The sequence below is a fragment of the Actinomycetaceae bacterium MB13-C1-2 genome (assembly GCA_035621235.1).
In the GTDB taxonomy this organism is placed as follows: Bacteria; Actinomycetota; Actinomycetes; order Actinomycetales; family Actinomycetaceae; genus Scrofimicrobium.
In genome coordinates, this window is sequence record CP141731.1 from 947652 (window position 1) to 969748 (window position 22097).

The 22097-nt window shown below is 57.3% G+C and carries 22 protein-coding genes and 1 pseudogene; 15 read left to right on the forward strand and 8 right to left on the reverse strand.

Annotated elements, in window-relative coordinates; all coding sequences use genetic code 11:
- The first annotated feature begins 109 nt into the window (after window positions 1–109).
- The 3 genes from U6G28_04220 to U6G28_04230 all read left to right on the forward strand — a co-directional run bounded on the left by U6G28_04220 (window position 110) and on the right by U6G28_04230 (window position 2604).
- A complete protein-coding gene (locus U6G28_04220; protein ID WRS30898.1) occupies window positions 110–652 on the forward strand; it encodes a SprT-like domain-containing protein in 543 nt (180 codons plus the stop codon).
- Window positions 653–894: 242 nt separating this feature from the next.
- A complete protein-coding gene (locus U6G28_04225; GenBank protein WRS30899.1) occupies window positions 895–1461 on the forward strand; it encodes a PadR family transcriptional regulator in 567 nt (188 codons plus the stop codon).
- An 18-nt stretch (window positions 1462–1479) separates the two neighbouring features.
- Window positions 1480–2604 (forward strand): inositol-3-phosphate synthase, encoded by a 1125-nt coding sequence (locus U6G28_04230; GenBank protein ID WRS30900.1) that lies wholly within the window; start codon window positions 1480–1482, stop codon window positions 2602–2604.
- Between the two features lie 121 nt (window positions 2605–2725).
- Here U6G28_04230 and U6G28_04235 read toward each other — a convergent pair whose 3' ends face one another.
- A complete protein-coding gene (locus tag U6G28_04235; GenBank protein WRS30901.1) occupies window positions 2726–4489 on the reverse strand; it encodes an ABC-ATPase domain-containing protein in 1764 nt (587 codons plus the stop codon).
- Between the two features lie 240 nt (window positions 4490–4729).
- Between U6G28_04235 and U6G28_04240 the strand changes: the two are divergent.
- A pseudogene (locus tag U6G28_04240) lies at window positions 4730–5194 on the forward strand (ribonuclease H).
- Between the two features lie 294 nt (window positions 5195–5488).
- A complete protein-coding gene (locus U6G28_04245; protein WRS30902.1) occupies window positions 5489–6355 on the forward strand; it encodes a formate/nitrite transporter family protein in 867 nt (288 codons plus the stop codon).
- A gap of 155 nt (window positions 6356–6510) precedes the next feature.
- Here U6G28_04245 and U6G28_04250 read toward each other — a convergent pair whose 3' ends face one another.
- Window positions 6511–8112, reverse strand: coding sequence for a family 1 glycosylhydrolase (locus U6G28_04250; protein ID WRS30903.1), 1602 nt, complete (start codon window positions 8110–8112; stop codon window positions 6511–6513).
- A 102-nt stretch (window positions 8113–8214) separates the two neighbouring features.
- Between U6G28_04250 and nrdF the strand changes: the two genes are divergently transcribed.
- Window positions 8215–9183 (forward strand): class 1b ribonucleoside-diphosphate reductase subunit beta, encoded by a 969-nt coding sequence (nrdF, locus tag U6G28_04255; GenBank protein WRS30904.1) that lies wholly within the window; start codon window positions 8215–8217, stop codon window positions 9181–9183.
- 43 nt (window positions 9184–9226) lie between these two features.
- Here nrdF and U6G28_04260 read toward each other — a convergent pair whose 3' ends face one another.
- Window positions 9227–9601 (reverse strand): Fic family protein, encoded by a 375-nt coding sequence (locus U6G28_04260; GenBank protein WRS30905.1) that lies wholly within the window; start codon window positions 9599–9601, stop codon window positions 9227–9229.
- Window positions 9598–9801, reverse strand: a complete 204-nt coding sequence (locus tag U6G28_04265) for a hypothetical protein (protein WRS30906.1) — start codon at window positions 9799–9801, stop codon at window positions 9598–9600. The genes U6G28_04260 and U6G28_04265 overlap by 4 nt, the downstream gene beginning before the upstream one ends.
- 187 nt (window positions 9802–9988) lie before the next feature.
- Between U6G28_04265 and U6G28_04270 the strand changes: the two genes are divergently transcribed.
- From U6G28_04270 to U6G28_04280, 3 genes are all read left to right on the forward strand, one after another.
- The gene (locus tag U6G28_04270) at window positions 9989–11101 is read left to right on the forward strand and encodes an IS1634 family transposase (GenBank protein WRS30907.1); all 1113 of its coding nucleotides are present in this window, start codon (window positions 9989–9991) and stop codon (window positions 11099–11101) included.
- Window positions 11028–11606, forward strand: coding sequence for an IS1634 family transposase (locus U6G28_04275; protein ID WRS30908.1), 579 nt, complete (start codon window positions 11028–11030; stop codon window positions 11604–11606). Before U6G28_04270 ends, U6G28_04275 begins: the two co-directional genes overlap by 74 nt.
- 430 nt (window positions 11607–12036) lie before the next feature.
- Complete coding sequence (locus tag U6G28_04280; GenBank protein ID WRS30909.1) at window positions 12037–12420, forward strand: PGPGW domain-containing protein; 384 nt, start codon at window positions 12037–12039, stop codon at window positions 12418–12420.
- Between the two features lie 77 nt (window positions 12421–12497).
- On the opposite strand, the gene U6G28_04285 is transcribed toward U6G28_04280, so the two are convergent.
- The 3 genes from U6G28_04285 to U6G28_04295 are packed head-to-tail and all read right to left on the reverse strand — an operon-like array spanning window position 12498 to window position 15062.
- Entirely contained in the window at window positions 12498–12908 is a 411-nt protein-coding gene (locus U6G28_04285) for a YxeA family protein (GenBank protein ID WRS30910.1), read from the reverse strand.
- 31 nt (window positions 12909–12939) lie between these two features.
- On the reverse strand, window positions 12940–14334 hold the full coding sequence (locus U6G28_04290; GenBank protein WRS30911.1) for an FtsX-like permease family protein: 1395 nt from the start codon (window positions 14332–14334) through the stop codon (window positions 12940–12942).
- Window positions 14331–15062, reverse strand: coding sequence for an ABC transporter ATP-binding protein (locus tag U6G28_04295; protein ID WRS31192.1), 732 nt, complete (start codon window positions 15060–15062; stop codon window positions 14331–14333). The genes U6G28_04290 and U6G28_04295 overlap by 4 nt, the downstream gene beginning before the upstream one ends.
- A gap of 316 nt (window positions 15063–15378) precedes the next feature.
- Here U6G28_04295 and U6G28_04300 point away from each other — a divergent pair, with 316 nt between their 5' ends.
- The 6 genes from U6G28_04300 (at window position 15379) to U6G28_04325 (ending at window position 20542) form a co-directional block, all read left to right on the forward strand.
- On the forward strand, window positions 15379–16347 hold the full coding sequence (locus tag U6G28_04300) for an ATP-binding protein (protein WRS30912.1): 969 nt from the start codon (window positions 15379–15381) through the stop codon (window positions 16345–16347).
- Window positions 16344–17021, forward strand: a complete 678-nt coding sequence (locus tag U6G28_04305) for a response regulator transcription factor (protein ID WRS30913.1) — start codon at window positions 16344–16346, stop codon at window positions 17019–17021. The genes U6G28_04300 and U6G28_04305 overlap by 4 nt, the downstream gene beginning before the upstream one ends.
- Window positions 17022–17047: 26 nt before the next feature.
- The gene (locus U6G28_04310; GenBank protein WRS30914.1) at window positions 17048–18199 is read left to right on the forward strand and encodes a metal ABC transporter substrate-binding protein; all 1152 of its coding nucleotides are present in this window, start codon (window positions 17048–17050) and stop codon (window positions 18197–18199) included.
- A 118-nt stretch (window positions 18200–18317) separates the two neighbouring features.
- Window positions 18318–19121: a DUF1684 domain-containing protein gene (locus tag U6G28_04315; GenBank protein ID WRS30915.1), complete on the forward strand. Its 804-nt coding sequence runs from the start codon at window positions 18318–18320 to the stop codon at window positions 19119–19121.
- Window positions 19118–19594: a low molecular weight protein-tyrosine-phosphatase gene (locus U6G28_04320; GenBank protein ID WRS30916.1), complete on the forward strand. Its 477-nt coding sequence runs from the start codon at window positions 19118–19120 to the stop codon at window positions 19592–19594. Before U6G28_04315 ends, U6G28_04320 begins: the two co-directional genes overlap by 4 nt.
- A 12-nt stretch (window positions 19595–19606) precedes the next feature.
- The gene (locus U6G28_04325; protein ID WRS30917.1) at window positions 19607–20542 is read left to right on the forward strand and encodes a hemagglutinin; all 936 of its coding nucleotides are present in this window, start codon (window positions 19607–19609) and stop codon (window positions 20540–20542) included.
- Between the two features lie 161 nt (window positions 20543–20703).
- On the opposite strand, the gene U6G28_04330 is transcribed toward U6G28_04325, so the two are convergent.
- The gene (locus tag U6G28_04330) at window positions 20704–22017 is read right to left on the reverse strand and encodes a serpin family protein (GenBank protein ID WRS30918.1); all 1314 of its coding nucleotides are present in this window, start codon (window positions 22015–22017) and stop codon (window positions 20704–20706) included.
- Window positions 22018–22097: the final 80 nt, after the last annotated feature.

Sequence of the window (22097 nt, forward strand, 5' to 3'; positions counted from 1 at the left end):
CCAGCGCGACATTGACCGCGGCAAAGCTGCATCGCAGGGTTTCATCCCCTTCTAGTCGATCCAATAAAGAACTACAACAGGGGAGTAAGTGGGACAATCAGGGGGCTCGGTGGGAGGTTCGAGCACGGAAGAGGCGGTTGGCTACGTCAACTCTTTTGCTCTCGATGTGCTTATCATGCATGACCTCCAGGGCTGGGCGATAGTGTGGGACCACGCCAAGCGTCGTGCAGGTGCGTGCAACTACGCGAAGAAGACCCTTAGCTTTTCCAAGACCCTGATGGCCCTATATCCCCGGGATGTTCAAAGAGACGTGGTGTTGCACGAGGCGGCCCATGCCCTCGCTGGACCCAAAGCAGGGCACGGACCCGAGTGGAAGAAAATCGCCACAGAGATCGGGGCGAGCCCAAAGGCTCTACTGCCTAACTGGCTTCCGCCCGCACCGGCGAAGTGGATTGGCACATGCCCTCGTTGCGGTCAGAGAAGAAACCTTCATCGAATGCCCAAACGGGTTGTATCGTGCGGGAGGTGCTCAAAGCGGTTTGATCCGTCAGTGATTTTCGAGTGGACTCGCGATGGTATCCCTACCCAACCGGGAGGCGACTATGCGAGGGAGCTCAAGAGAATATCCCGCAGGCGGACGTTGCTCGGGTAACGATCCTCGTCCCAACACGTTTGCCAATCAGATAGGGGACTTTTCGTTGCGCCTTTTGCCGCGTGTCGCTCCCCTATCTGATTGGCAACCTGCGAGAACTGACTGAGGCGTCCGGTGCTGTGACGGGGTGCATACTCAAGAATGTATCGATTCGACATATCGAATCGATACAAAATGCTAACCTGGACATCGTTCCGAGAAATCGAACAATACAGGAGGCCCCAGTGGGGACGCGGTCGAGCATGCTTGAGCTTGCCATTCTTGGTGAACTCGAAGAGCCGCTTCATGGTTACGAGCTACGGAAGCGCCTCTCCCGTTCGCTCGGACCTGTTCGCCGCCTCTCATTTGGATCCCTCTACCCGGCACTGCACCGACTCGACGATCGAGGACTCATCCGGGTCGTTGAAAATGCGGTTCCGGAGGTTCGCCTATCGAAGTGGTCTGGAAAGCCTGTACGAACTGACTCATCCGCACCAAAAAAGAATCAAGTTGTTTATCAAACGACTGATGCTGGTCGGGAGTATCTTGAATCGGCGCTTACAACCGCTGAGATGGACGATGAATCGTTGGGTTTGACGATGGGGCTCATGTCCCGCGCGACTCCAGCAACCAGACTGACTCTGCTGATGCAGCGCAGGGCCCTGGTCTTGGAACGGCATGAGGCTAGTGAGAATGCAAAGAAGTCCTCGGACTACTGGGTCCGCTCGAAGGGCGAGCTGGATTCTGAGCAGACGCTTCGTGAACTTTCCTGGATCGACCGTTTGATCCAGAACGACCCCGGTTTACAAAACCCGAGCAGCACCAACTAAGAAGGCTAGAAAGAAACAATGAGCGAAATTCGCACTGCGATTGTCGGCGTAGGAAACTGTGCTTCCTCTCTTATTCAGGGGCTTGAGTACTACAAAGATACGAAGGCAACCGACACGATTCCAGGTCTGATGCACGTTCAGTTCGGCGACTACCACGTGAGCGACGTTAAAGTTGTCGCAGCGTTCGACGTCATCGAGAACAAGGTTGGTAAGGACCTGTCCGAAGCTATCCTTGCCGAGCCCAATTGCACCGTTGTGTTTGCTGATGTACCCGAGACTGGAGTGATCGTTCAGCACGGAAACACCCTCGATGGACTGGGCGAGTACTACCAGGAGACAGTTGAGGAATCACCGCTTGACGCAGTGGATGTCGTCAAGGTTCTGAAGGACGCAAAGGTCGATGTCCTGGTGTCTTACCTGCCTGTCGGCTCAGAGGAAGCGGATCGTTTCTACGCCCAGTGCGCCATCGATGCGGGTTGCGCGTTCGTGAACTGCCTCCCCGTTTTCATTGCCTCTGATCCTGAATGGGCAGCGAAGTTTGAGGCTGCTGGTGTCCCAATTGTTGGTGACGACATCAAGAGCCAGTTCGGCGCGACTATTAGTCACCGAGACATCGTTCGTCTAATGGAAGAGCGCGGAGTCAGGATCGACCGCACCTATCAGCTGAACGTCGGCGGCAACATGGACTTCATGAATATGCTGCAGCGTTCGCGCCTTGAGTCGAAGAAGATTTCCAAGACGCAGGCGGTCACCTCGAACATGAAGTCGCAGTTCGAAGATCGAAACGTTCACGTCGGGCCTTCGGATTATGTGCCCTGGCTTGATGACCGCAAGTTTGCTTTTGTCCGTATCGAGGGCACCACGTTCGGTGATGTCCCGATTCAGATGGAGTACAAGCTTGAGGTCTGGGACTCCCCGAACTCGGCGGGCATTGTTATTGATGCGATTCGTGCAGCCAAGATCGCCCTCGATCGAGGAATTGGTGGGCCGATCTGGGGTCCCGCGGCCTATTTCATGAAGTCTCCGCCGATTCAGATGGAAGACCGCGTGGCACGCCACCAGGTTGAAGAGTTCATCAAGGGTGGGGACAACGTCAAGCCTAAGGACGGTGCAGTAAACAAGAGTGCGACCGTCGAGGACTAGGGTCCTCACACCTCCTTCGGAATCTCCAATCACATAGGGGCCGGACACGCCGACAAAGTCGGCGAAATCGCCCCCTATGTGATTGGAGATTCGTGTGAGGACGGATTTGTGTCGTCGGGGTCTAGGCGATCTCCAGAGCCCTATAACGGTTCAGCGCCGCAGCAATATCTACCGCTCGCGGCCTTGCTAGGAACGCCGGGTACTTTCTTGCTCCGAACCTGACCAGTGCGTCGAGGCCGTCTTTTTCGAGGATGGCCTCGACCTCTTCCGTTAAGTCCGCGACAGTCTTCTCTCCATCCGAGAGCGCCTGCAGGATTCCCCTAACGGCCCAAGCAATCGCTTCGGTTTGACCCTGTTCCACGACCTGTTCGACGTCGCTGACATCGATGTTCTGTTTGTCTATTCCGATCGAATGGGTCCCAGAGACCTTTGTTTTCTGACGATCTCCCCCGGTCTTGATCCTCGTCGGGCAACGCGGTAGCAAATCGGGAAATCCGGCGATGTCAGTGCGCTCACGAGGGTTCTCTTCCGCGATCTTGTGCGCCCGTTCGGTCACGTCTTCACACCGATAGGAGTCCATCTGAAGGACACGGTCTGCGACATCCAAGTACGCGCCAGAACCACCCATGACGAGGATGAGCGAGACACTGTCGGACTCGTACAGTCCCCGAATCCGGTCAATCAGTGGGGTGATCGGCTCTTGAGAGGAGACCACCAACTCGCGCATCCGTTCATCTCGGATCATTAGGTTAGTTGCCGACGTGTCCTCGTCAATCAGCAGTAGGGGTGACCGCGCCCCAAGTGCCTCAATGATGCTGGCCGCCTGCGACGTGGACCCTGAAGCATTCTGGGTCGAGAAGCGCGAGGTATTCGATCCGGTTGGTAGATGGTTGATGAAGGGCGAGACATCAACTTTGGTGACGGGTCGACCGTCAGCTGCGCGGATTTTCATCGCGGCTGGAAGGGTCGCGACCAACTCACGTCCGTCGCCCGGAACATGAGCGTAAACGCCCCGTTGGATGGCGGAGAGGACCGTGGACTTTCCGTGATAGCCGCCGCCGACAATCAGGGTGATCCCCGGCTCAATCGCCATTCCTCGCACTGTTCCCGCATGAGGAAGCTCGACTGTTCGAAGCAACGACTCAGGGGACCTAAATGGAACTGAGTCTTCCATCGGCAACTGGGAGATACCGGATTTGCGAGCGAGGATCGCCTCGTTAGCAATAAACGAGGTCCAGTTGTTGTCAGTGAGAGCACGTTGTAGGGCGCAGTAATCCTCGTACGTGTGAACGTGCTCGAGGAGACGTTCGCGATACCCGTCGGCGTGAGTGGAGAGGAAGTCGAAGGTCTCGCCAAGAGCGTCCGGCAGCTCGACATCGAAAATCGTTGCGGCCTGGTGACCGAGCACAGTGCGCCCACGGGCCGGCATTGAGACTTGGATTCGTAACTCCACTTGTTTCGGACCAACCGATGCCGCAGAGCGTTCCAGGATTTCCTGCCCGACCGAAACGATTGAAACGGAAGAAAAACGTTTGTCGGCTCTTAGCGCCTTACTTAAGGACCGGACGAGGAAGTCGGCAGTTGCGGTTTGCTGCTCGCCGGTTGTAAAGGTTTGTTCGGGAAGTCCCATTTTGTCGGGCCAAGTGACGACTCGGAGTGACGAGGGAGGGGCGTATGGATCGGCTTGGATGCGATCAATGTATAGAACGAATGAACCGTAATCCCATTCGCCGACTGCCTGCTTGTAGGCGCCGTACGAGGACCCATCGATGCTGTGAAGCAGTTTCAGTAGGTCACGGTCGGTGCCCTTCTTGGGGGTGTCATCAAAGCGGCGCCGGTCGCCGCGACCGCCTTGTTTACGAGGATTGTTTCCGTAGTCGCGCATGTGGTCCAGCCTAGTGTCTCGCGCCGCAAAGTCGTTGCTTAGATTGCGTGCAGAGTCTGCGCATCGCAAGGCAAACGAACGAGGGTTTTGCGGGGTTGCAGGTCTAGCAAGTGCGCCGCCGCGAGGAGGTGACTCGGTGCGCGAGATAGGCGCCGACTATGCAGCGCGAGACACTAGCGGCATCGAGAACTTGCGCACGTCGAATACCCGCAACAGATGGCCCTTGCGTACCATCGACTCATGACTATTACCGCTGCAGTCGATGGATCTTCTTTAGGTAACCCGGGCCCGGCAGGGTGGGCTTGGGTTGTCGATGGGAACACTTGGGCCTGCGGTGGGTGGAGCAGCGGCACCAATAACATCGGAGAGTTGACCGCGCTGTTGCGTCTGCTTGAGGACACCGCAGTAGCCGGACTGGCGGACGAGGAGTTACTTGTTCTTGCCGACTCCCAGTACGTGATCAACTCGGTTACTAGGTGGATGCCGAACTGGAAGCGAAAGGGATGGAAGAAAGCCGATGGGAAGCCCGTTAAGAACCTTGAATTAATCCAGCAACTCGACCGGGCGATGCAGGGACGTAAGGTCAATTTCCAGTGGGTTAAGGGTCATGCCGGACATGATCTAAACGAGATGGCGGATGACAAAGCACGCTCTGCGGCAGAAGCTTATCAGCGGAGTCGATCATTCGATGAGGGACCCGGGTTCCCACAGTCCCCGAGGCGGTCACAATCCGTCCCGACCCAAAAGGCACAGAACTCGCAGCAGATACAGGGTCAACGGCCAGGCCGGAGGCAGCAAACACAGAGCCAACAACCCGCAAATGATGTGCAGACTCCCTTGAACGCGGCCCCGGCACTCTCGGCCCCGGATGCTCCTCTCGACGCGTTCGAGGCTGACACTCTCTTCTAAACTGGGTTCTCTACGGAGGTTTGGACTGGAAACTATTGCAGTCTTAATCGCACATCACCCTAACCGGCACGCTAGAAAGCAGGCGCACCCATGAGTACCGTCGAGCAAAAAGTCTTCCCCGGTGCTGAGTTTGTGTCCCGGGTTCTGGACGCAGCCGACTCGAAAGAGACCATGACCAAGCGGGTTACCCGAGTCTTCTTGATGCGGGCTGGAATGGCAGGAATGCTCGCCGGACTCTTCTATTTGGCGAACTTCGCCGTGATTGCGGCCTTTGCTCAAGTCGGCTCAAACATGGTCGGAGTTGGCCGTCTGCTCGGCGCTATAACCTTTGGGTTCGCGCTGTCGTTCATCTATTACACCGGTTCTGAGCTACTGACCTCGAACATGATGGTCACTACGATTGCCGTCTATTTCCGCCGCATGAAAGCCGGCAGAGCGACCTGGATTCTACTTCTTTGTTTTCTGGGGAACGCCGCGGGTGGCCTGCTGGTGGCGATCCTCGTGTACTTCTCCACTCTTCTGGACGGATCGACAGGAGAGTTTGTTGCGGGCGCAGTAGATACCAAACTCGGTTACATTACCGGTGGCGCTGCGGGCATCGGCGACCTGTTTGTGCGGGCGATTCTCTGCAACTTCATGATCAACCTGGCGATGCTGCTGATCTATAACGGCCGCGTGAAGTCGGACGGAGTCAAGGTTGTTTCGATGGTCGTGGCGGTAATGGTTTTTGCCTTCCTCGGTTTCGAGCATTCGGTCGCGAACACAGTCTTGTTCCTGATTCAAGGACTGAGTGCGGGCATCGATGTTTGGTTAGCTCTGGCCAACGTTGGTGTCGTGCTAGTCGGGAACTTTGTTGGCGGTGGCCTGATGATCGGCCTGTACTACGCCTATCTGAACGATTCTGGCAGACTGCTCCGCCCCAGCCCCACGACTGGTGAGATCTCAGAGACGGACTAGCCCAGCCGGGCGGCCTCCACAAATCGAAGAAGTGATCCACCAATACAGATGCTTCTACAACCACCACAGATCAAGACATCGCTGGGGCCTAGCCATTAACTAGTACCGTCAACAACAGTAGGCAAAACCATCCCGAGAGCAGTCCGGGACCCCAACTAGTCAGTGACGCCGTTCCACAGGGACTCGGTCCGCCCTTCGACAAGGGAACCGCGACGGACCAACAGACCGGCGTCGGGGCCGACATCGATTGTCCGCTCCGAGATTATCTGCGAGTATGCCTTCCCCGAGTCTTTGATGATTCGTTCCTGAGTCTGGTAGTCAACATAGACGATCCCAAATCGGCGGTTGTACCCCCATGCCCATTCGTAGTTATCCATTAGTGACCAGTAGAGATAGCCGCCTACGTCGGCGCCCTCGTCCTTTGCGTCCAGGACCGCGGCAAGGTGCAACTTAATGTACGCGGTGCGATCGGGATCGTGGACTACTGGACCGTTTTCTGTCTGCTCGACCCGGTCGTCGTAGGCGGCTCCGTTCTCGGTGACGTACATCTTCACACCGGCCTGGCGCGTATAGTCCCGGTCCAGACGAAGTAGCAGGTCCTTGAACATTAGCGGGTCAATATCCCAGTTCTGGAAAGTACGAGGGAGGAGGGAGTCTGGTCCCACGAACCCACGCGAGGCTGGCATCGGATTGGTGTTCTGTCGGGTTGTTGGAGCGCCGCCACTGGGAGCGGGGGCCAGCTCGGCGATACCTAGACGCTCCGTTATTTCCAGTGGGGGCGTCGCGGAGGCGGACAACAGGTCTGACTGGTAGTAGTTGATGCCCAGGGTGTTGATCGGGGCTCCGATTATCTCAAGGTCGCCAGGCTTGACGGCGCTAGCGAAGGCGGCTCCTGCCTCGGGGTCGACATCGGTGAACTCATCAACTATGTCCCGCGGATACGAACCTTTGAAGATCGGGTCGAGGAACCAGCGGTTGAACTGGCCGTCAACCAGACGAGCCGCACGCTGGTCCTCGGGGCTAGACGGGTCGAGGGGCTGTGCCACTGTGAAGTTCAGTGTCAGACCCAGGTTGAGGTCCGGGTTCGCAGATCGCAGTTCCTGGATCGCAAGTCCGTGGCCTAAAAGTAGGTGGTGGCTGGCAAGCATCCCTTCGGCCAGTGAGTGGTGGCCCGGCGCATGCTCACCCCCGGTGTAGCTGAGAAACGAGGCACACCAGGGTTCGTTCAAAGTGGTCCAGACACCGACCCGGTCACCGAGTCCCTCGTGCACCAACATTGCGTAGTCACGGAAGTATTCGGCGGTGTCGCGCGCGGGCCAGCCGCCCTTTTCTTCGAGAGCGAGAGGAAGGTCCCAGTGATACAGCGTCAGCCAGGGCAAAATGCCTGCGCCTTGCAGTTCATCGACCAGGCGCTTGTAGAAGTCGAGCCCTTTGGGGTTGAGGGTTTTTCCGTCTGGGCACACTCTGGCCCACGACACCGAAAAGCGATAGGCGTCCAGGCCCAGGTCCCTCATCATCGCCACATCTTCGCGGTAGAGGTGATAGTGGTCGCAGGCAACGTCGCCGGTCTCACCGTTTACAACAGCTCCGTCAACGCGGGAGAACTTGTCCCAGATGGAGGGTCCTCGTCCGTCCTCGTTCGCCGCCCCCTCAATTTGGTAGGCGGCTGCTGCGGCACCTAGTAAGAAGTCTTCGGGGATGTTGCGGGGAGTGGGGAGGTGGGATTCTGTGATGGCGGCGCTCAGTCTTGGATCCATAGCAAAACCCTACACAGTCAAACGTAGACTGAAGTCCCAATCTTCGGGTAGCCGGTTAGAATCCGGGTAGGCAAATGGCGACCTGAGTTGTAAGGAGACGCAGTGGCGGAGAACAAGGCCGAGATCTTTGAAGCGATCAACTGGAACAAGATCGAGGATGACAAGGACCTTGAGGTCTGGGATCGTCTGACAGGCAACTTCTGGCTTCCGGAAAAGGTACCGGTTTCGAACGACCTGCCTTCGTGGGCGACCTTGAACGCCGCAGAGAAACAGATGACGAATCGGGTTTTCACCGGCCTGACATTGCTTGACACCCTTCAGGGGACCGTCGGTGCGGTTAGCCTGATTCCCGATGCGATCACACCGCACGAAGAGGCGGTCTACACGAACATTGCTTTCATGGAGTCCGTGCATGCGAAGTCGTACTCGTCGATCTTCTCGACACTACTGTCAACGGCAGAGATCAACGAGACATTCCGCTGGGGAGAGACCAACGAGGAACTCCAGCGTAAGGCGGAGATCATCAACTCGTACTACGTTGCCGATGATCCGCAGAAGAAGAAAATCGCGTCCACAATGTTGGAGTCCTTCCTCTTCTATTCCGGTTTCTACGCGCCCATGTACTGGGCTTCGCATGGCAAACTGACGAACACTGCGGACATCATTCGCTTGATTATTAGGGACGAGGCGGTGCACGGATATTACATCGGTTACAAATACCAGGTGGGTAACCGAAGTGCTTCGCAGGAGCGTCTTGAGGAGCTTAAGGACTTCACTTTCTCGTTGCTCTATGAGCTGTATGAGAACGAGGAAAAGTACACGGCAGATCTTTACGACGAACTCGGATTGACCGAGGACGTGAAGAAGTTCCTGCGGTACCAGGGGAACAAGGCGTTGATGAACCTGGGGTACGAGGCGCTCTTCCCCGCGGATGAGACCAACGTGAATCCGGCGATCCTTGCGGCGCTATCCCCGAACGCAGATGAGAATCATGACTTCTTCTCCGGCTCGGGATCTTCGTACGTAATCGGCGAAATAGTCGAAACGGAAGACGAGGATTGGGACTTCTAGGAGAGTTGCACTCCGTCTACTTCACGGCTAAGGGGCTCGACTGCTAGCTTGGGTTGAGCATCGTCTGCAGTCGATTCGCGATCTCGTCCACTTCTAGGTGGTCCGAGGCTACGGCGAAGATCAGTTCGTACCACTGGTTATCGCTGACGATTCGGTCGCCTATGCCGTTGCTGTTTAGCACTAAGCTCGCCAGCAAGAATCCCAGGCGCTTGTTGCCGTCGATCAACGGGTGATTGCGTTCCACCGAATCTAGGAGTGCCGCCACCTTGGTCCAGATGGTTGGATACATTTCTTCGCCCGCCAAGGTTGTCAACGGCCTGTCGATGCATGCGGCTAGAAGACCCCAGTCTCGTGACACGTATCCGCCAGTGACGAGCCATGCTTGGACGTCATCGAATTGAGGCCACCAAATACTCATTTCGCTAAGCGATCAAGTAGCTCGCTTCGTTCTTCGCTGATCTGGTCGAGGAGCGCGAACGTGTAGTTTCGAGCACGCCTACGTTCCCACGCCTCCTTGACCAACGACGCGATGAGTTGATTCTTGGAGGTCGCGTCTTCCTCAGCTAACTCGTTTAGCATTCTGTCTTCATCTGGCGAAAGCCGTAGTTGCATAGCCATGTTGACATGGTACCGTAATGGTACCAACTGGCAAAAGGTTAATAGAAGACTGTCGGAAGTATGGTGTCAGTAGTACCTGACTTGCACAGGTGATTGCTGATTGGCGTGTTTCTTGCTTGTTTTTCGTTGATATTCCGCGGGTTGCTGTTGATGGGTGGGGCGCTAATGGGGTCGGTAGGATCGGGTGGTGTCTCCGTTTCTGCGTAAGGTGAAGGCCGCCTCGGGTGCGACGGCGGTCCAGATCGTTGAGAAGAGGGCCGGGCGACGGAAGATCCTTGAGTATCTGGGGTCGGCGCATACGGAAGTGGAGCTTGCCGCACTGTTGCGTGTGGGCAATGCGAAGCTCCACGAGGGCCAGGATGTGCTTGATCTTGGCCTGGATGGCACAGGGGTGTCGATCGTCGCGGATGGAGTGGTGCGGGGCTCCCGCAGCGTGTTGTTGACTGATGTGATCACTGTGGTGTGGCAGCGCCTGGGGTTCGAGACGATCGGTGATGAAGCATTCTTCCAACTGGTCCTGGTGCGGTTAGTGGAGCCGACCTCGAGACTGGACAGTATCTGGGTCATTAACGAGCTTGGGCTGGACGCTAGACATCGCAACACCTATGGCGAGGTATTACAACGCTCCTTAGCCGATAACTATCGGGCGATCATTGCGAACGCCTGCTTCGATTACGTCTATGCCCGTGCTGGCGGGGACGTGAGCCTGCTTCTTTACGATGTCACAACTTTGTTTTTCCAGGCCGAGGAAGAGGACGAGTTCAGGAAGCCTGGCTATTCGAAAGAACGCCGGATTGACCCCCAGATCGTGGTTGGTTTGCTGGTAGATCGCACTGGTTTCCCGCTGGAGATCCAATGCTTCGAGGGCAACAAGGTCGAGACCCAGACGCTGATCCCGGTGATTAAGGGCTTCCAGGCCCGGCATGGGATCGAGGACATGGTCGTGGTCGCTGACGCCGGGATGCTGTCGAACGAGAACCTCACCGCGTTAGAGGCCGAGCATCTGCGGTTCATCGTCGGCTCGCGCATGACAAAAGCCCCTCACGATCTGGCTAAGCACTTCCATTGGAATGGGACTTTGTTCGCCGACGGTCAGATTATTGACACTGTGACTGCGAAACGTGGCCATGGTCAACAGGGCCGCCTGGCCACGCGCGCGGAGTCCGTGTCTGGGGTGTCTTCCCTCCAGTGGTGGCGTCTGCCGCCTGGCCACGCGCGCGGAGCCCGTGTGGGACCGCGAGAAGCACCCAGCGCATTGGCAGGCCATCTGGCACTACTCAGCGTCCCGCGCCCGGCGTGACGAGCGGAACCTGAATAAGCAAGAAACTCGCGCACGTGAAATCGCCACCGGCCAGCGCGCCGCGAAGAAAGCCCGCTTCCTGGCCACGCAAGGCGGGCACTATGTCGTTAACGAGTCCTCGCTTCAGCGGGCCCGGGATCTCGCTGGTCTCAAGGGATACGTCACCAACATCCCCGCCAGTCTCATGCCAGCGCGAGAGGTCGTGGCCAGTTACCACGACCTCTGGCACGTCGAGCAGTCTTTCCGCATGCCCAAAAGCGATCTCGCCGCCAGGCCGATCTTCCACCACACCCGCGAAGCCATCGAAGCGCACCTGACTATCGTCTTCGCCGCACTCGCAATCGCCCGCGATCTCCAGACGCGTTCAGGCTGGAGCCTGAAACGGATCATCACCACGCTACGACCGTTGAAAACCGTCACCGTCACCATCGCCGGCCACAACATCGACGCCCACCCCGCACTCAACGATGACGTTCAAAAACTACTCAACACGCTGAGGCACTAAGCCTGTGCAAGTCAGGAGGGCGCGAAGCAGCGCTCAACATCGCTGGCTCGTACACGCTGGACTGGGTCAAGTACTCGGAGATCGAGGCCCCGAAAAACGGGGACTTCCGAATGCTAATCGCAGAGATTAACGCGCCCGGTCACTGAAGTCGCACAAGTTGACCCCCTTCAGGGAAACCCTTCAGGTTCGAGTTGAGAGCTCGCGTAGATGGGAACTGAGGCGAGAAGTGGCCGCGTGTCAGTGGATTGCATCTGGATTCGGTCGCCCGTATTTGGACCTCGGTGCTGCAGAGCCAGCCCCGTCTTCTCCGCGACCGCACCGATGCCAAATTGTGCTCCAACACGTACGCCCGGACGGAGCGGGATGAATCCCGGACACCTCCAGTTAAGCGCTCTTCGATGGCTTCCTCGTAACGGTGTAGGTTCGTATCATGAGCGACGAGACCGAAAGGCCCAAGCAGAGCGCTTACGTGCATCCTGACGCGTCGGAAGCGGCGGGTTTGAATGAGGGACCTGCTGCTCCTAAGACCCCGGGTCTCGGGATACGCGTTGCCAGGTCCGCGCGCGAGGCCATAAGAAAGAATCCCAAAGTTGATCGTGCCTACCGCACGTCGGTGGGAGTAGTGGGCGGTGCTACTACTGCCCTGGGCGTGATCATGATGCCGTTGCCGGGTCCCGGAACGCTGGTGACTCTCGGGGGACTCGCGATTCTTTCGACTGAGTTCGAGTCGGCAGGCAAGGCCAGAGACCTCGGGGTGAAGGGCGCCAAGAAGGCATCCGAAAAGGTTAGGGAATGGCGGGAGCGAAGTAGCTAATCGGCCGTGGTGAACTTCCTCCGTTTCGGCGCCGTAGACCCCAGCCTCAATGATATGGCCGTGAGAAGTGGCCTAGGTTAGCCAGCCAGGTTTTTGAGAACTGTGTCCGGCACCTGGGATTCATCAATAGCTTCCTGGTGCACTACGAGTTGGTTACTAGCCTTGGCCCTCAAATAGGTGCCCGGCTGATAAAGATCTGCAGGATTCGAGGAGTGCAGATCGAACTCGAGTAGTCTTTGTTCTCCCTTTTCACTCACTCCCGTTAGAGAGTAGGTGTAGCCCTTGTCTACGGGGTTTCCTTCTGCGTCATACAGATCATGCACGGTAACTGGCTCGTTAAGTGGCACCTGCGCGTAGAAGGTTTCACCCACGTAGCGATCGTCGTAGTAGGTCTTACCGAAGTAGGCCCCTACCGCAACGATCGCGACCAGTGCGACCAGGACGATAGTTTTTCCGAGGTTTTTGGCCCCGCTGCTGCTGTTGCTCATAACTCTTATTTCATTCCCGGGTTCTAAGCCCCTAGTCGTTGCGCCTCTTTGTTTGACCCAGCACGGTATTCAGTACCGGCCGGCATGCCTCCGCCGCCAGTAAAGACAGTGCGATTCCCGCTATCGCTACTCCCGCAAGCATCATCGGGCTAGATGGCGAAACCATTGACATGAACGGCGAAGCCATCAGAAGGCCGAGTCCAATGGAGATTGCCAATGTGACCAAAAGGGGGAGCAACACTTGACGCCTGCGCATCTTTGAGAAGACGGAGCGCGGAATACCCATGCGATCCATGGATCGTTCCTCGTCCGCCCGATCGATCACCGAGGACGACTGTGAAATAAGTGTTGATACTGCCGCTACAACGAGTCCGATACCGACCGTGATTAGCACGCCGGTTCTTAGGTCAACAAGCATCGTTCGGTACACCACGTCATCCTCTGCTGCCATGTCGTTCGTCGGCATCATCAGTGTGAAAGCTGCGATGAATCCAATAAGAGACAGTGCAGAGACGTTCCGCCATGCCGCTTTTGGATCGTCCGCGACGCGACGCGATGCGAGCAGTGTTGGAACCGAGTTGGTCTTGGCGCGAATTCTGGCGATCATCTGTATCAGCCACGGACCCATCAGATTTATTACGAGCATCAGAACCGTGATCAGTCCCCCAATCACCAGTACGCCCATGACTATTCCTTGGGCCATGGCGTTGCCGTTGGTCACCAAGACCGTTGCCACAACGACTGCAAGCACGAAGACCCAGAATCTCCAGGATTTCATTGCTGGCGGTGTCTGTCGGTTGGCTACGCCGAGGGGAGAGATTCGCACGCGACGCAGCCCAATAATCGTCGAGCTCACGGCGAGTATCAGCATGATGCCCCACACGGCCAGCCACAGCCACCACGGTCCCCTCATGTCGGTCGGGTTCAGATGTACAGTCTGGAAGCTCACCAGGGACCAAAGCGGCAGGGATGCGAGCCACGCAAGGGTTCCAAATACCATGCCGACTAAGGCTTGAAACGTGGTTTCCACAACTGACATTGCGACTACTTCAGATCCCGTCATTCCGACTAGTCGCAAAGACGCTAGCCGTGATGAGCGGCCCCGTGCGCCCAGCCGTGCTGCCGCACCTCCCAGGGAGAGGATAGGAACGACAACTAGCGCGCAGGCGATTACTGCCAAAACTACATAAAAACTGGTGAACTGTTGATCGACCATCGTGGCCGCATCTCCGAAGTTCGCCATCATTTCGGGATTGCCGTGGATGTGCCAGTTCACAAATACCCATGTGCCCCCTGAGACTGTGAGGGCGAGCAGGGTTGCGACCGTGAAGGCAATGACGGCAAAGACATCTAGGATTGCACTGCCCTGGTGGCTTCGGAGACGTTCGACGGCGAGACGGGGAGCCAGTTTGATCGCGTTCCTCATCGCGCTTCGCCCCCGAGCGTGCGGTCGTCATGGATTCGCGCATCACGGATCTCAACAAGCCGTTCGCACCAGGCGGCAACCTTCGGATCGTGAGTCACCAGGATCAGGCTGGCCCCTGCCATTTTGGTGGCGGTAGTGAGGATTTGCATTACCTCGTGACCGGTTGCCTGGTCAAGAGCGCCGGTCGGTTCGTCCGCGAACACCACGGCTGGGTTGTGCACTAGAGCTCGCGCAATTGCGACCCTCTGAGCTTGGCCGCCGGACATCTCACCCGGACGTCTGGATCCCATCCCGGCTAGTCCCAATCGCTCCAGCCAGGTGTCGGCCGCAGTCAGAGCATCTTTGCGTCCTACACCGTTGATCATTAGGGGGAGGGCCACGTTTTCGCGGGCAGGAAGTTCTGGCAGTAGCTGTCCGTCTTGAAACACGAAGCCGAACTGCTCTCGGCGAAGACGAGAACGGTCGGAGTCTGACAGGTCAGAAATGGAGCGTCCCGAGAGGACGACCTCACCACTGTCCGGTTTCAGAATTCCGGATATCACGTGCAGCAGAGTCGATTTGCCCGAACCCGATGGCCCCATGATTGCAACGCTCTGCCCCTTAGGGACCACAAGCGTTACCCCGGCGAGGGCTCGGACTGCTCCATAGTTCTTGGTCAGGTTGAAGCCCGCAAGGTCGCCGCGGCCTCCTGCGGGGGCGGCCTCACGATAGATCTCAGTGTCGTTCATTATGCTCATGTTCCCATTTGACTCGCTGCGGCCGGTTGCCACCACGGCGTGTACTCCACAATCTAGGTGGTGCTGGCACCACCTAGTAACCCTCGGCGCAACTTCGCTCCCTGCTTCGCGCACTGAGCCAACATCTCGGGGGCACCCCTGTCTTTGCGTGCTGAGTCAGCACCGCTAGGTGGCTCTCTCGTCCAGATTTGTTCTGGCAAACCCGCCCTCGTTTGTCTTGGGATGCACCGACTCGCCTCGCAATCTAGGAACCGAACTTGCAACGCGGAACACCGGCCGCATTTTGGTCAACCCCTAGACTTAGATTGTGTCCACGCAACGTCAAGGTCGTTCGGCGTGGCGGGTTGTTGCCCTCGTTTCGCTCCCCGTCATCGCAACCGTGACGCTGCTCAGGGTATTTGCATGGGACCCGGGCAGTGCGGGAACGGTTGTGATTCTCGTGGCTTGGACACTACTTTGCCTGGTGCTTGGGCCGCTGTTGCGGCTGCGGCCGTCATCCAGGCCCAGGAAAATGACGGACCCTGGGTCTTACCGAGATGAGCTTCGTGAACTGACACGCAGTCGCCGCGATATTGTCCAAGCGTTCGAGATCGAACGCAGGCGAATCGAGCGCGATCTTCACGACGGCGCGCAACAGTACATCGTCGCCGCTTCAATGCAGGTTGGCGAGGCGAGTCTGCTTTTGGACGACGTGCGCGAAAGTCAAACCTGTGACGGTGACGAGAACTCCCGTGAAGCTCTGGATGACGCAGCTTCGCTACTGCTGAAAGCCCAAGATACGGTGGATGCGGCACTGACCGAACTGCGTCGAACCGTCGCGGGCATCCACCCGAAAGTGCTAAGTGACATCGGTCTTGAAGCGGCGGTGCGAGACATCGCGTCGCGCTGCGGATTGGAGGTGATGGTACGTGTTCCCCACCCTCTTCCAGATATGCCGGAGGGGGTCGTGGCAGCGGCGTACTTCCTCGTATCCGAAGCTCTCACTAACGTTGCTAAGCACGCGCCGGGCGCCTCGGTCACCGTTTTGCTCGCGGCAGACCAGTATCTTCAAGTGAGTGTCGTGGACACCGGTCCCGGTGGAGCTAAGCTGCGTTCGGGGCACGGATTGGCGGGGATGAGGGAGCGTCTGCTCGCCTTCGGAGGAACGCTCCAGGTGTCGAGTCCAGTGGGAGGGCCAACCACCGTATCTACTCACTTGCCGTTGCTGTTGTATGAGGGTGAGCCGTCCGTTGTACTACCGTCCGAGGCCGATCCGCGTATTGGGGAGAGCGAATGAAACTTGTCGTGGCTGACGATTCGGCGCTGTTGCGCGAAGGGCTGGTGGGCCTGCTAGAGCGTCGCGGACACCGGGTGATCGCGGAAGCCTCAAATGCTGTGGAACTAGAAGCTCTGGTTAACAGACATATGGAAGAGGACCGCATTGACGTTGTGCTCACCGATGTCCGGATGCCCCCGCAGATGAAGGATGATGGGTTGAAGGCGGCGATGGCTCTGCGGGCGCGGTACCCGCAACTAGGTGTTCTAGTACTTTCTCAGTACGTTGCACCCGCGTACGCGACCGAGCTTTTCGCAGCCCCCACTGTACTGGAGCCACCCGGAGGTGGAGTGGGGTACCTTCTGAAGGATCGGATTTCGCGAGTTGCGGACTTCATGCACTCGCTGGGAATAGTGGCAGGCGGAGGAGTCGTGGTCGATCCGGAGGTTGCAGCGCATCTGATGCGAGGCAAACGTTCGGCGCTCGATGCCTTGACACCGCGTGAGCTTGAGGTTCTTGAGCTTATGGCCTCTGGCCTTTCTAACCAGCAGATCTCGGAGAAGCTCTTTATTTCGTCCGGCGCTGTCGCAAAGCATGTTGCGAATGTTTTCGCAAAGCTCAACTTGGGTCCTGGCGAGGAGAACCGACGTGTTCGGGCCGTTCTTGCGTACCTGACAGAGCGTTCGGAGATTTAGCCCAAAACCTCTTATTGAGAATCATATTGAATAGCGTTCGCAATAACGCTATTGTTGCTTCTGGTAAAGCGTGGAAAGTTTCGGCTCCCGCAGCGGAAAGCAACGTTGGAGGTTCAATAGTGACTAGGTCGGGTTCAAGTTTCGGTCGAGGGGTGAGGCGCGCCTTGGCGCTCGCGGGCGGTTCTATCGCGACATTGGCAATGGTCGCGGGGTGCTCTTCCGGAACGTCCTCGCAGTTAGGGGGAGACGCCGAGCAATCGATAACCCCTGAAGCGGAGGGCGACCGCCCGGTCGTTGTCGTCTCCTCTTACCCGCTGGCATTCCTTGCTTCCTCAGTCGCTGGTGACGACGCGGTAGTTGAAGATATGTCGGCTAATGCTGGCGATGCGCATCATTTGGAACTCTCCCCGTCCCAGGTAAATGAGATATCCAAGGCGAATCTGGCCCTCTATATCGGTGAGGGATTTCAGCCAGCGATGGAACAGGCGATCAGCGTGGCTGGTATCGAGGGGATGGACGTTCTTTCTGCGATTCCTAACGCTGAAGTAATTGCTGGCGATCCACACGTGTGGCTGGATCCGATGATCTCGGCGGATATTGCCGATGCCATTGCTGAGAAGCTCTCTGAAGAGAATCCCGCCGCCGCAGACACCTATAGGCAGAATGCTGAGACTCTTCGGAAAGCGCTTGAGGAGCAGGATGGTGAGTATCGGACCGTTCTTGCGAACTGCGACGGTGAAACCCTTCTAACCTCGCACGAAGCCTTCGGCTACCTGGCTGCTCGGTACGGGCTTGAGCAGGTGGGTGTCCTAGGAGTTGACCCGGACGCGGAGCCTTCACCCGCACGGATCAACGAGGTCTTGGCCCTGATCCAGGATCGAGGAATAACCACCCTGTTTGTCGAACCTACCACTGCCCATTCGCACGGCGCGGCGGAGCCCGATCACGAGAACGGTAATGAGTCTGTTGGCGAGAGCGTTCACGAGGAAGAGGACCACGATCATATCCACTTGACTGAGGAACAGACAACGGCGATCTCCCAGGCCTTGGGGATTCCCGCTTTGCTCCTCGATCCCATGGAGGTGCAGGTTGATCCCGAACATGATTTTCTGACAGTGATGCACATGAACCTTCACGCGTTGGCAGATGGACTGTCCTGCGCGGTGAGCGTTCACTAAACCCAGCGTTTCGAAATGGTCTTGACCTGCGGGTTGGGGCCGTTTTCGACCTGTAATTTAGGTCTTTCGCCCCACCCGCTAGAATCGCTGAGGAGCTACCGATCTAGGAGGAAGACCAGTGACCTATTCAGTTGGCACCCGCGAAGGATGGGAGCAGTGGAAGGCGGAGAGAGAGGAAACACTCCGTGACCCCTACGGGTGGCTTTCGTTGGTTGAGCTCGCCTGGCTAGAGGAAGACCCGTCGCCCCTTAATACGTTTCCCGGTCTTTGGAACCATAGCGACAACACAGTTCGGTTTGCTCCGGTGGCGGGGGAGCCAAAGGTCTACCGTGATGGCCAGGAAATCACTCATTCCTTAGAGATTGAGGTTGGGCCTGGAGTGGCGGATCGTTCACTTCGTGACGAACGTGGCCGAGAGACTGAGGTTATGTACCGATTCTGGGGTCCGGCAATTAGAGTGCGCGACCCCCAAGCGAAGCGACTCGCTGAGTTTCAAGGTTTGGATGTCTACGACTTTGAACCGCGCTGGGTCTTGCGCGGCGTGATCCTCCCTTATGACAAGGTCAAGGAACTAACCGTAGATTCGGCCGTCCCCGGCGGCAGTCAGACAGTCAACGCATGGGCTGACGCGGAGGTGGCATTGCCGGACGGAGAGACACTAACGCTTATTGTCACCGGCGATGGCCCCGAGTCGTCGAACGTGATGTTCCACGATGACACGAATGGTGACACCACCCCGGGATGGCGCTCGGCACCAGTGGTTGTCGATGGAGGAACGGTTGTCCTTGACTTCAACCGAGCTCAGATTTTCCCGGCTCATCTGAGTCCCTACGGAACCTGCCCGAAGCCTCCAGAGACCAACCGCATCCCCGCTCGGGTCGAAGCTGGCGAGAAGACTTTCGCTGGAAGGGACACGCAGTGAGTTATCGAATCCTCACTATCTGCACGGGAAATATTTGCCGCTCGCCGATGGCAGAGGTTGTTCTCGCCGAGAAGCTTGCTGAGGCTGGCCTAGATGTGGAGGTCCAGTCAGCCGCGGTAACAACCGAGGCGCTGGGGCACGCCATTGACCATCGGGCGGCCCGGACCCTTAGGGCAGCGGGCTATCGGGTTCCGGATAGGCGTGCACGCCAGGTTAGTGCTGAAGACTTCGAGAGTTTCGACCTGATGCTGCCAATGACCCGCTCGCACGCGCGGGCGCTTGATCGGTTTGCCGAACGCTTCGGGGCCGGTGATCTCGGCGCTGATATTCGGCTCTTCCGCGACTTCGTCCCCGATGACGAGGTGGATGTGCCTGACCCCTGGTATGGTGATCAGTCAGATTTCGATGAGACTTTGGAGATCATTGAGCAGGCCGTGCCAGCGATAGCGGAGTTCGTCCGCGAGAACTCGTAGGCACGTTCCTCCGTGACTTCTTCGAATCGCTCAGCTGGAACCAGCTATCTTCGTCGAGTCGTGACGACGCTGGTGGTTCTGGCGGTTCTTGTAGCACTCATTTTGTGGGCTGTTTCTGGCCTACTGGGACTCGGGAACCCCTGGGCGAGCAAGCGAGAAGTCACGCCGCCTGAGACATCGTCTGACGCGGAGCCCTTTGTTCCAGAACCTAGGACTCCCGATCTGTCATACGAGGGTTTCGATCCTGCGTTCATCATCTCAGACGAAGCATTCTTCGACAGCCAAGCCTATGACCAGGAGCAGATCGAGTCCTTCATAGTGAAGTGGAATGAGGGCTGCCGAGACGGAGTCGATGGAACGCCGTGCATCACGGAGTTCAGGGAGGACTCGCCAAGTTTTGAGCCGGACCAGTACTGTTCACTCGGATTCTCCGGTCAAGAGGCAGATACGGCCGCCTCGATCATTTGGAAGGCATCCCAGAGTTGCGGGATTAACCCTCAGGTTCTTCTCACACTAATTCAGAAGGAGCAGGGTCTTTTCACCGCCTCCGGTCTGCGACTGGATGAGTCACGGTACAACATTGCAACGGGGTTCGCCTGCCCGGATGCGTCGGTCTGTGACCCGGCCTATTTCGGCTTCGCAACTCAGGTTTACTATGCTGCGCGTCAAATGCGGAAGTACGAGGCTAACCCCTACAGTTACATGGTCCAACCGGGAGTTCCAGTTTCTATCCCCTATGCGCCGGGCGAGGACTGCGAGGGTCCGGTGGTGACGGTGGCGAACCTTGCGACCTCGAACCTTTACAACTACACCCCGTACCAGCCGAACGCGGCGGCGCTCTCGGGGAGCAGGGATGCCTGCACAACCTGGGGGAACCAGAATTTCTACGCTTTCTTCAACGCTTGGTTCGGAACCCCGGAGAAGGCTCTGGAGTCGGCTGGCAGCTAGGGTGTGTCTCCTAAATTCCTGCTTGCAGTGGTGACCGGGAAATCCGCGTTTGCTACGTTGTCATCGTCGGCTTTGCCACCAGTAAGGCTCTTCTTCCGCCTTGCAATTACGAATTTGCCGGGCATCCTCGCCTGAGCACAGACTTAGGAGATACACCCTAGCTACTCGGCAGCTGGGTCGTTCACCAGAATTTGGAACAGGTCCCAGCCGACGGTTTTGTCGAGGATAAACATAAGGTAGGGACGGTCGGCGATGAACTCTTTGGGGGGCTCTTCAGCGACCGGCGCTGAGGTAGCTTCGAGGGCGATTTCGGTGACCGCGGCGGCGATGGTCCCCTCTTCATCCATAATTACTCGACCTTGCTGAACGATCAGACTGACGAACAGGGGTTCTGACTTGGAGATGTAGGCCAGGGGGTCTCCCTGGACATCAAAAATGTCGGTCAGTCCGGCCGCCTTGACCGCTGGAACTAGATCCTGGTTGGACTTGAGATCAAGCTTGGGAAGCGCGATCACAGTGTCTTCATATGCGAGCTCGCTCTCGAGCCTTTCTAGAGTTGAAATCTCTATTGCTGCCGGGGCCGTTCCTTCAGGCGGGAGAACAAAGCGAGCCACCAGGTTTGCATCGGATCCATAGGGGAGTTCAAGCATCTTCCAACCATCAGCTTCCGCATATCCGGTGACTCGGCGATCATGCATGAAGTCAACATCGATGGTCGACCCATCAGACTTTGAGAATGTGTCTTCATAGGTGTTATTCGCATCGAAAGTCTCTGACCACTTCGCAGCGAACAGGACAGCATTCTGCAGGACTAGCCGCAACATGGAGTTTGGCTCAACCGCAGATTTCTCAATAAGTCCAGCGGTGTTGTAACGAACCCATTGGTCGAGTTGCTCCTTACCTTTCTCTGAGCCGAGATCAGTTTCTAGAACACCTGCGTTAAACCACTTCTTAAGCGAGTCGAGATAGCTTGGTTCCACCGTGAGTTGGTCGTCGAGAACAACTTGGTTCGCAATGTGAACCTTAGGTTCTTCCGGTAGTTCGTCAGAGTCAATGTTTGAAACATCATCGCGGAAGGGATCCAGTGACCCGACCAAAGCATTTACTGCCTCGTCCCGATCGCTTCCTCCCGCACCAATGAGTTCTGTGAACTGACTTTCTGTCTCCCCCTCAGCTCCAGAACCTAACATTGCTAGGGCGATGATGGCTGAAGCCGGTGAGGTGACCAGGGTTTCGTCGGATTCCAGCGCCAGGACGCTAAGTCCAAACTCTCTGGTCGCTTGAATCACCGACGCCGATGAGGAGGCCTGATCCAACGAAAAGCTCACGGGTTCGACGTCTGCTTCGTTGACTCCGGGGGCAGTTCCGCGGTCTCCACCGCCACTGGTTTCCGGGCTACTACAACCAGCCAGAAGCATCGCGCACACGGCAAAGGCGCTGAGTATGGGCGTTTTTACGCAGACAGTCTTGCTCATACGCCAACCGTACGAGGAGATGGTAGGCGGCGACACGGGCCGCTCCAAACGGTTACGAATTCGTGACTCAAGTGGGAGTC

Bases quoted from the DNA above. Each gene is read 5' to 3' on its own strand.
- U6G28_04225 (WRS30899.1), top strand. From the start codon at position 895: ATGCTTGAGCTTGCCATTCTTGGTGAACTCGAAGAGCCGCTTCATGGT.
- U6G28_04230 (WRS30900.1), top strand. From the start codon at position 1,480: ATGAGCGAAATTCGCACTGCGATTGTCGGCGTAGGAAACTGTGCTTCC.
- U6G28_04235 (WRS30901.1), bottom strand. From the start codon at position 4,489: ATGCGCGACTACGGAAACAATCCTCGTAAACAAGGCGGTCGCGGCGAC.
- U6G28_04245 (WRS30902.1), top strand. From the start codon at position 5,489: ATGAGTACCGTCGAGCAAAAAGTCTTCCCCGGTGCTGAGTTTGTGTCC.
- U6G28_04250 (WRS30903.1), bottom strand. From the start codon at position 8,112: ATGGATCCAAGACTGAGCGCCGCCATCACAGAATCCCACCTCCCCACT.
- U6G28_04260 (WRS30905.1), bottom strand. From the start codon at position 9,601: ATGAGTATTTGGTGGCCTCAATTCGATGACGTCCAAGCATGGCTCGTC.
- U6G28_04265 (WRS30906.1), bottom strand. From the start codon at position 9,801: ATGGCTATGCAACTACGGCTTTCGCCAGATGAAGACAGAATGCTAAAC.
- U6G28_04280 (WRS30909.1), top strand. From the start codon at position 12,037: ATGAGCGACGAGACCGAAAGGCCCAAGCAGAGCGCTTACGTGCATCCT.
- U6G28_04285 (WRS30910.1), bottom strand. From the start codon at position 12,908: ATGAGCAACAGCAGCAGCGGGGCCAAAAACCTCGGAAAAACTATCGTC.
- U6G28_04290 (WRS30911.1), bottom strand. From the start codon at position 14,334: ATGAGGAACGCGATCAAACTGGCTCCCCGTCTCGCCGTCGAACGTCTC.
- U6G28_04295 (WRS31192.1), bottom strand. From the start codon at position 15,062: ATGAACGACACTGAGATCTATCGTGAGGCCGCCCCCGCAGGAGGCCGC.
- U6G28_04305 (WRS30913.1), top strand. From the start codon at position 16,344: ATGAAACTTGTCGTGGCTGACGATTCGGCGCTGTTGCGCGAAGGGCTG.
- U6G28_04330 (WRS30918.1), bottom strand. From the start codon at position 22,017: ATGAGCAAGACTGTCTGCGTAAAAACGCCCATACTCAGCGCCTTTGCC.